This is a genomic window from Roseibium sp. (genome assembly GCF_050301095.1).
Taxonomy (GTDB): Bacteria; Pseudomonadota; Alphaproteobacteria; order Rhizobiales; family Stappiaceae; genus Roseibium.
In genome coordinates this window covers 1-7163 of sequence record NZ_JBNKYW010000215.1, presented here as the reverse complement: position 1 = coordinate 7163, position 7163 = coordinate 1, and the positions used below count along the sequence as shown (strand labels likewise).

Annotated in this window: 8 protein-coding genes; 3 read left to right on the top strand and 5 right to left on the bottom strand. The window is 61.4% G+C overall.

Annotated features, from left to right (window positions below):
* Positions 1-482: citrate/2-methylcitrate synthase (locus ACQY7U_RS19105; RefSeq protein WP_428647868.1), on the bottom strand; the 482-nt coding region annotated here is incomplete at its 3' end.
* 75 nt (positions 483-557) lie between these two features.
* On the opposite strand from ACQY7U_RS19105, the gene ACQY7U_RS19100 reads away from it, so the two are divergent.
* Both ACQY7U_RS19100 and rsgA read left to right on the top strand, forming a co-directional pair.
* Entirely contained in the window at positions 558-1727 is a 1170-nt protein-coding gene (locus tag ACQY7U_RS19100; protein ID WP_428647866.1) for a citrate/2-methylcitrate synthase, read from the top strand.
* Between the two features lie 508 nt (positions 1728-2235).
* Entirely contained in the window at positions 2236-3033 is a 798-nt protein-coding gene (gene rsgA / locus ACQY7U_RS19095; protein WP_428647864.1) for a ribosome small subunit-dependent GTPase A, read from the top strand.
* A gap of 24 nt (positions 3034-3057) precedes the next feature.
* On the opposite strand, the gene ACQY7U_RS19090 is transcribed toward rsgA, so the two are convergent.
* From ACQY7U_RS19090 to ACQY7U_RS19075, 4 genes are all read right to left on the bottom strand, one after another.
* Positions 3058-3903, bottom strand: a complete 846-nt coding sequence (locus ACQY7U_RS19090; RefSeq protein WP_428647861.1) for an isocitrate lyase/PEP mutase family protein — start codon at positions 3901-3903, stop codon at positions 3058-3060.
* A 307-nt stretch (positions 3904-4210) separates the two neighbouring features.
* The gene (locus ACQY7U_RS19085) at positions 4211-4675 is read right to left on the bottom strand and encodes a DUF1203 domain-containing protein (protein ID WP_428647859.1); all 465 of its coding nucleotides are present in this window, start codon (positions 4673-4675) and stop codon (positions 4211-4213) included.
* 200 nt (positions 4676-4875) lie between these two features.
* Complete coding sequence (locus ACQY7U_RS19080) at positions 4876-5352, bottom strand: DoxX family protein (RefSeq protein ID WP_428647857.1); 477 nt, start codon at positions 5350-5352, stop codon at positions 4876-4878.
* A gap of 128 nt (positions 5353-5480) precedes the next feature.
* Complete coding sequence (locus ACQY7U_RS19075) at positions 5481-6668, bottom strand: hypothetical protein (RefSeq protein ID WP_428647854.1); 1188 nt, start codon at positions 6666-6668, stop codon at positions 5481-5483.
* Positions 6669-6813: 145 nt separating this feature from the next.
* On the opposite strand from ACQY7U_RS19075, the gene modA reads away from it, so the two are divergent.
* Positions 6814-7163: molybdate ABC transporter substrate-binding protein (gene modA / locus ACQY7U_RS19070; protein ID WP_428647852.1), on the top strand; the 350-nt coding region annotated here is incomplete at its 3' end.

Here is a 7163-nt window from a genome sequence, read left to right as displayed (position 1 = left end):
GTCAGCATGCGCAGAAGATCGGTAGCCGTCTCGAGCGAACTGTCCGGCGCAATCGGGTCAAGGCCTTTGGCAATCCGGTGGGACGCGGCCAGAAACACCGGCAGCGCGCCACTGATGGCAATCGCGTCCGGCATGTCGCCGGAAAGGACCAGCGCGGCAAGACCGAGTTGCATGCGTTCATAGACGGTGAGCTTCGCGGACGCGCTTTCCAGAACCGGAATCACCGCAAAGGCGGTCAGTCGGGCCTGACCGAAAGCTGCCCTCAGCGCGGAAGATTCGGAAGCCTGGACATTCTGCCACAGATGCCGGACGGCTGTTTCGAACGGCACCTTGCCGGCCAGGGCGTTGATCTTTTTGCCCCGCAAGATCAGAACACCGTTCTGACCGTCGACATCGCTCAGTTTCGTGGTCGCGGCAACGATGCCTTCCAGGCCGGCAACCGGGTCGTGGGTCATGCGGGCAGGGTTCGGCGCTTCTGTCATGTTCATCTCCTTCTTTTCGGCGCCAGATAAGAAGCCGGGATTGCATTGATCAATATTGATAAATACAATCAATGAATGACCAAGCCGATCTATCTTTCTGCGCGCGAAGCGGCCGCCGAGCTCGGTGTCCAGCCTGCGACCCTTTACGCCTATGTCAGCCGTGGCCTGATATCCTCCGTGGCGGGACCGGGGAAAAAGCGCCGTTACGACGCCTCGGACGTGCGCCGCCTGAAGGGCCGCAAGGCTTCGGAGGATCATGCCGGCAACCGGCCATTGACGGGCGATCCGGTGCTTGAGACCGAGCTGACGCTGATCTCGCCGGATGGCCCGGTCTATCGGGGGCGGCGGGCAACCGATCTGGCGGAGAACTCCACGCTTGAAACCGTGGCGACACTGCTTTGGGGGTCGGAGGCCGATCCTTTCGCGGAACCGGCGCCGGACGGCCCGCCGGCATTGCCTGCGGGGCTCGGTCCGCTGGACCGGCTGATGATGGCGCTTGCCGCCTGGCCGCTGCAGGACAAGGCCGCCTTCACCCAGGCGCCTAAGTTGCTGCAGGTCAAGGGAGCGGCCCTGTTGCGCTACGGGACAGCGGCACTCCTCAACACCCAGCCGGTTTCTGTTCCGGTCCACAGCCAGATCGCCGGGGCGTTCGGCGTTTCCGCCTCCGCGAAAAACCTGATCCGGGCGGCGCTGGTCCTGTCGGCGGATCACGAATTGAACACGAGCGCCTTCGCGGCGAGGTGCGCCGCTTCCACGCGGGCGCCGCTTCATGCGGCGCTTCTGTCCGGACTCGGCGCCTTCACCGGGCCCCGCCACGGCGCGGCGTCCGACCGGACGGCGGCCTGGCTGTCGGACATCGGCCCCGAAACCGATATCGAAGAAGCCCTGTCGGCCCGCCTCAGCCGGGGCGACACCCTTCCCGGGTTCGGTCACTCGGTTTACCTGGAGCGCGATCCGCGTGCCGATTGCCTGCTGGAGATGCTGTTCCGGAACGCGCAGGACCATCCCTTCGTCGCGCGTCTGCCGCAGCTCATCAGCCTTGCCGGTGACCTCTACGGTCTTTCGCCGAATATCGACTTCGCTCTGGCGGCGATCCAGAAAACCTACGGCCTGCCGAGGGAGTCGGGAAAGATCATCTTCTGCGCAGGCCGTATCACCGGCTGGATCGCCCATGCCCTGGAGCAATATGCCGCCAACGAGCAGATCCGACCGCGCGCCGCCTATGTCGGCATCAGGCCGGAATAACCCGGTCGTGCGTGTGACCTGGCCACCTGCCTCGTCTTGATCCGGCGGCCCGCATCGACTATGTGAAACAGGCGCCTTGAACGGCGCAATCACGGAGATTGGATGTCAGAGATTGCGTGAGCGGGCTCTCTGAAGATCAGAGAGTCCTGAATACATGAACCGGTGCCCCGCCAGGGCGCCTGATGACGTGTGTTTAAGTCACGAGACATCCAATGGCACGAAACTATTCCGAATTCTTTCCTTCAGGCGCTGACCGCGCAGACGCAAACCCGCGTCCCTCACCTCTTGAGGCGATTGGCTGGCAGCCCTTTTTCGCGCAACAGACAAGCGCCGAGGAGCTGGCAGTAACGCCGCCCGTCCGCGTAATCGAAGTTCACCGCAATGCTTTGCACGTCCTTGGCGACGGCATTGATGAAAACCTTCCACCGCGTTTGGACGCGACAGTGGGCGACTGGCTGTTGCTGGACCGCACCGCGTCTCCGCGAGCCGGATCCTGGAGCGCAAGAGCTTGCTGAAACGGCGCGCCCCGGGAACCGGCCGCCGGATCCAGTTGATGGCCGCGAATATCGAAACGGTCTTCGTCGTTTCCTCCTGTAACCAGGATTTCAATGTCGCCCGTCTGGAACGCTATATCGCGGTTGCCTTCGAAGCGGAGATCTCGCCGGTCATCCTGCTTACCAAGTCGGATCTGGTTTCCGATACGCAGCACTATGTCGATCAGGCACAGGCGATCTCTGATCTGGTTCCCGTTGTGACCTTGGACGCCCGTGGCGATGAACCTGCGTCAAAACTGGCGGACTGGTGCAAGCCTGGCAAAACAGTTGCCTTTCTCGGCTCGTCCGGCGTGGGCAAGTCCACGCTGACAAACGCCCTGGCGGGCAATCAGTCCATTGCGACGCAGGCCATACGGGAAGACGATGCCAGGGGGCGCCATACGACCACCCGCCGGCAGCTTCACCAGGTTCCGGGAGGGTGCCTTGTGCTGGATGCTCCCGGCATGCGCGAACTGCAGCTGACCGACGCGGCCTCGGGCATAGAGGATCTCTTTTCGGACCTGAAAGCCCTGGCGGCAAGGTGCCGCTTCAACGACTGCGGGCACCAGAACGAACCGGGCTGCGCCGTGCAGGAGGCGGTCCGCGACGGCAGTCTGGACGGGACCAGATTGAAAAGGTGGCGGAAGCTGATCGCCGAAGAGGCTTTCAACTCGTCAAGCCTTGCGGAACGCAGATCGAAGGACAAGGCCTTCGGCAAAATGGTGCGCAGCGTCATGAAACAGCGAAAAAGGGACCGGCAGACTCCGGACTAGGGTACGCTCACAAGGTCCGCCCCGTCAGGGGCGGGCCTTCATGAAGGATTCGAAATCGATCCTGCCGCTCGCCAGATTGTCCGCCCTGTCGAAGGCGCCGAAGGCGCCGCCGTCCTTCATGTCTTCGGCGGCGGCAATGAAAGCTCCGTAGGCGATCCGGGCCAGGCCGGCACCGATGGAAACGCGGGCAACCCCCATGTCGCCGAGTTCCTTGCGGGTCAGATGGAAATTCTTGCGGCCGGCCAGCACGTTCAAGGGCGCATCCACAGCGGCCAGAACAGCGACAATCTGTTCTTTTTCCTTCAATTGCGGCGCGTAGACGCAATCGGCGCCCACGTCGACGAAGGCATTGAGCCGCTTGATGGTTTCCTCAAGCTCGTGGGAGGTCTGAACCGGCCCCTCGCTGCGCGCGGTCAGAACGAAGTCCGGCGCCAGCCGGTTCTTCACATCAACGGCCGCCTTGACGCGCTCGACTGCGAGATCGAGATCGTAATAGGGGTGGTGGGGATCGGTCGTGTAATCCTCGATGGAACATCCCGCGAGACCGACCTCGATGGCGCCCTTCACCGTTTCAATCACGTCGTCCGGGCTGTCGCCGAAACCGTTTTCAAGGTCGCCGTTCACCGGCACGGTGGTGGCGGCGATGATGTCGGCGGCGTGGGCGAGGGCGTCGTCGCGGGTGATCAGGCCTTCCGCATCCCGGACCCCCCGCGTCCAGGCATAACCGGCGCTGGAGGTGGCGATGGCGTCGAAGCGCATTCCATCCAGTATGCGCGCCGAACCGATATCGAAGGGATTGGGCATCAGAAAAGCGCGGCCTGCTTCATGTAACGCCTTGAAAGTGGCGCGGCGGTCTGCGGCTGTCGGCATGGCACATGTCTCCCCTTTGGGTTGCCTTCGGTATCCGCCCGGTGAAAATCCGGATGGGAGGGCGGGCGTCGTTGCGATCGACATTCCCAAATTACGGTAACCGTCGGAAGATCCAGTTTATCAAGAAACTTGGCGCCAGTTGAGGCCTCGCAAAAGTCGCAAGGATAGATTTATGGCACTCGGCGAAAGGCCGGGTGAGGAAACCTCAGGCCCGGCCGGGCCCGGGATGCTGCAAACTGGGAAAAGTTCGAAGGCGCTTCTGGAAGAAAACACCTCCGAGGGACTGCCCAGGCTGTACTGAGAGACACTATTCGCCGGCGCGCGTCACTTTCGCGGCAAAGCAGCCGCGGCCCGCATAATGCAGGTGGATGTAGTCGACACGGGGATTGTCGAGATAGGTTGAAATCAGGGGCGCCACTTCACTTCCGTCGATGACATCCGCGTCTACGATCTCGTGGCGCTTGTTGAACGCCCGGACGGATAGAAGGCGGCTGGAAATCGACGCGGGGATGGTGCCCGGTGCCGGGTGGTTTTCTTCGGCTCTCTCCTTGACGAAAATCGCATGCCTTGAACGATAGGGCGTCTCGTTCGGCTGGTGCTCGAAATTGAGCAGATAGACCCGTTCGCCCGCGGCGGCATCGGCGAGCGAAACCCGGCAGGGATAGCGGCCGTCCGATACGTGCACCTGGATCTTCCTCTCGGCAAGCTCGGCTTCCGACAGACCGTTCAGATAGGAAAAATTGTCTGCCGAAATCGGGTGAACCTGAAACATGCTTGGTCTCCTTGCGTGATTTGAGGAGACCCTAATGACAGTGATTTCCGGAGACGACCCGATTTGCGAGCGGGTGAAAAGCAACCCTCGAATTCGGGTAAACCGCGGCAGGGGCTCTCCAAATGCTCAAGCCTCCCGCCGCGCTGCAGCCGACTGTCCACTTCGGGGCATTCCGGTTGAATGCCGGTGGTGTTGGCGGTTTAGAATTCGCGTCCCAATTTGCGGTCGAGCGAATATGCGCCCCCGCCCTGCACTGCGAAGAAGAGTGCGGCCATGCCCCACAGGAATGGATACTCGTAACCCTTGGCGACCCAGAAGAAACCGTTGCCCATGTGAAACTGAACCGCAACCGCCATGAAAATCGCAACCGCGATGGCAACCGGGCGCGTAAACAGGCCAAGCACAATGCAAAGCCCGCCGAAGAACTCCACCACTCCGACCAGGAGAGCAAATAGGTCCGGTGCGCTGTAGCCGACGCTCTCGAAGAATTTCGAGGTGCCTTCAAGGCCGCCGCCTCCAAAGGCGCCGAATAGTTTTTGGGCACCGTGGGGCATGAGCAACGCTCCGGTTGTCACCCGAAATGCCAGCCAAGAGATGTTCTGGACAGCCGCATAAAGCGGTGCCAATTGCGGAATTATCAGCTTGTTCGCCGTGCCCGGCATTTCGTTGGTCGTCATTCTAGTCCTCCTTGTAACACCGCGCTGGTCCAGATGTTACCAGCGGAGACCAATTTAGTTTCATTTGAAACTAAGTCAACTGGAGAGTTCCGTTGCGGAGCCTTGGCGCGGATGGCCGGATGCGGGTCTCAGGTGGAGGTGTCCACTGGTCCCGAGGTTTTCTGCTGGCGATGCCAACCGGTCAAAAGGAGCATGCCGAGGATCATCAGGTAGGGCAGATAGAACCGTGTTTCGTAGTGCGGAAACACCAGATACTTGGCGCAGATTGACGTAAACACGGCGTAGAGCAGAACGCGCGGACGCTCGTCCAGTTTTGCTGGCGAGATACACTTGGCGAAGAACAGGACCTCGGCGAAGAGCAGCGCCAGCCAGGTCTGGCTCATCAGCGAGCGCACGGTCGAACGCACCAGCATCTGCAGGTAGGTGACAAGGGAAAAGGGAGGGTGGAAGCCTTCCAGTGTCGGTACGTACTCCACATGGGTAAACCACATGTGGATCCACCAGCCGGGATGATCCGCGCCGCGGGTCAGCCAGAGATAGACGGCGAGACAGGCCGCGAAACAGGCCGTCAGGCTCCACCGTCCGGGGCCATAGATCGCGGCAAGGACGAAGAAGACACCGACAAAGGCAAGATGATCCGGCCGGACCAGAAAGGCGGCGAACAGGCTGAAGGCAGCCGGAAGGTCGAGCCGTTCCACGTAGAAGAGCGCCGCCAGAAGAAGAAAGACGCTGGCGTAAAGATCCGGCGAGAGCAGTTGCGCGGCGTCCCCGAAGGCGGCTCCGATCAGAAGGGCTGCGACGACGGGGCCGTACATCAGCGTGCCGGTCCGGGCGAGCCAGGCAAGCAGAATTATACCGATGGCCAGGGTGGAGGCGATCGAGATCATCCGCAGCGCCTTGACCGGATCCATCTGGGCGGACAGGAACCGCGCGGTTTCCAGATAAAGGATCTTGATCCGGTAGAATCCCAGCATCGTCCTGAAGGCCTCGGGATCCTCGGCCTGGCGGATGCGGTAGGCCCGGTCCCCGGTCAGCGTCAGATATTCGCCTTCGCTGACGTTGTCCTTCACGATGGCATAGCTTTGCCGGTGCAATTCGGCCGGATCCTCGACACCCGGTTCCAGAACAGCGGCCGTATAGGCAAACATGTCCCAGTTGGAGAGCGGAAAGACATGGACGACGGCGGCGGTCATGAGAACGAACAGGCCGAGCACGGCAGCGCCGATCCAGCTTCTGAGCGGGCGGTACAGCCTGCAGGACTGGCGGTAGGCGAACAGGAAACTTTGTTCCAGGCTGCGCTGGACAAGATTGGACACCGCTGTTTCTCCCTACTCCACTGGACGTTCCTTTTCGCAATTCCTGGTAAGAATTACGTAAACGGGTCGGGGCATCCGGCACGGGCTATTGATCGTTGATCAAGGGGGACATAGCTTCGGAACCTCTGCAAATACCGAGGTCCTGATGTTCAGGCGTTTGTTCTTTCTTATCGCGCTCTTGCCCGTCTTTCCTGCCGTGGCTCTTGCTCAATCTGCCAGCCTGACCGTTTTTGCCGCCGCCAGTCTCAAGGAGGCAATGGAACAGGTCGGTACGGCTTTTGAGGAAGAAACCGGCACCAGGGTCGTGTTTTCCTTTGCCGGAACCGGCACGCTGGCCCGACAAGTGGAAGCCGGGTCGCCGGCCGAGGTGTTCCTGTCCGCCGACGCCGCCTGGATGGATTATGTCCGGGACCGGGATGCAGTGAAGGCAGAAACAATCCGCGAGATCGCGTCCAACGCCCTGGTCCTGATCGGACCTGCCGGCAGTCCGCCCAT

Excerpts from the sequence above, each read along its gene's own strand:
- ACQY7U_RS19100 (WP_428647866.1), top strand. The coding sequence starts at position 558 with ATGACCAAGCCGATCTATCTTTCTGCGCGCGAAGCGGCCGCCGAGCTC.
- ACQY7U_RS19090 (WP_428647861.1), bottom strand. The coding sequence starts at position 3,903 with ATGCCGACAGCCGCAGACCGCCGCGCCACTTTCAAGGCGTTACATGAA.
- ACQY7U_RS19085 (WP_428647859.1), bottom strand. The coding sequence starts at position 4,675 with ATGTTTCAGGTTCACCCGATTTCGGCAGACAATTTTTCCTATCTGAAC.
- ACQY7U_RS19080 (WP_428647857.1), bottom strand. The coding sequence starts at position 5,352 with ATGACGACCAACGAAATGCCGGGCACGGCGAACAAGCTGATAATTCCG.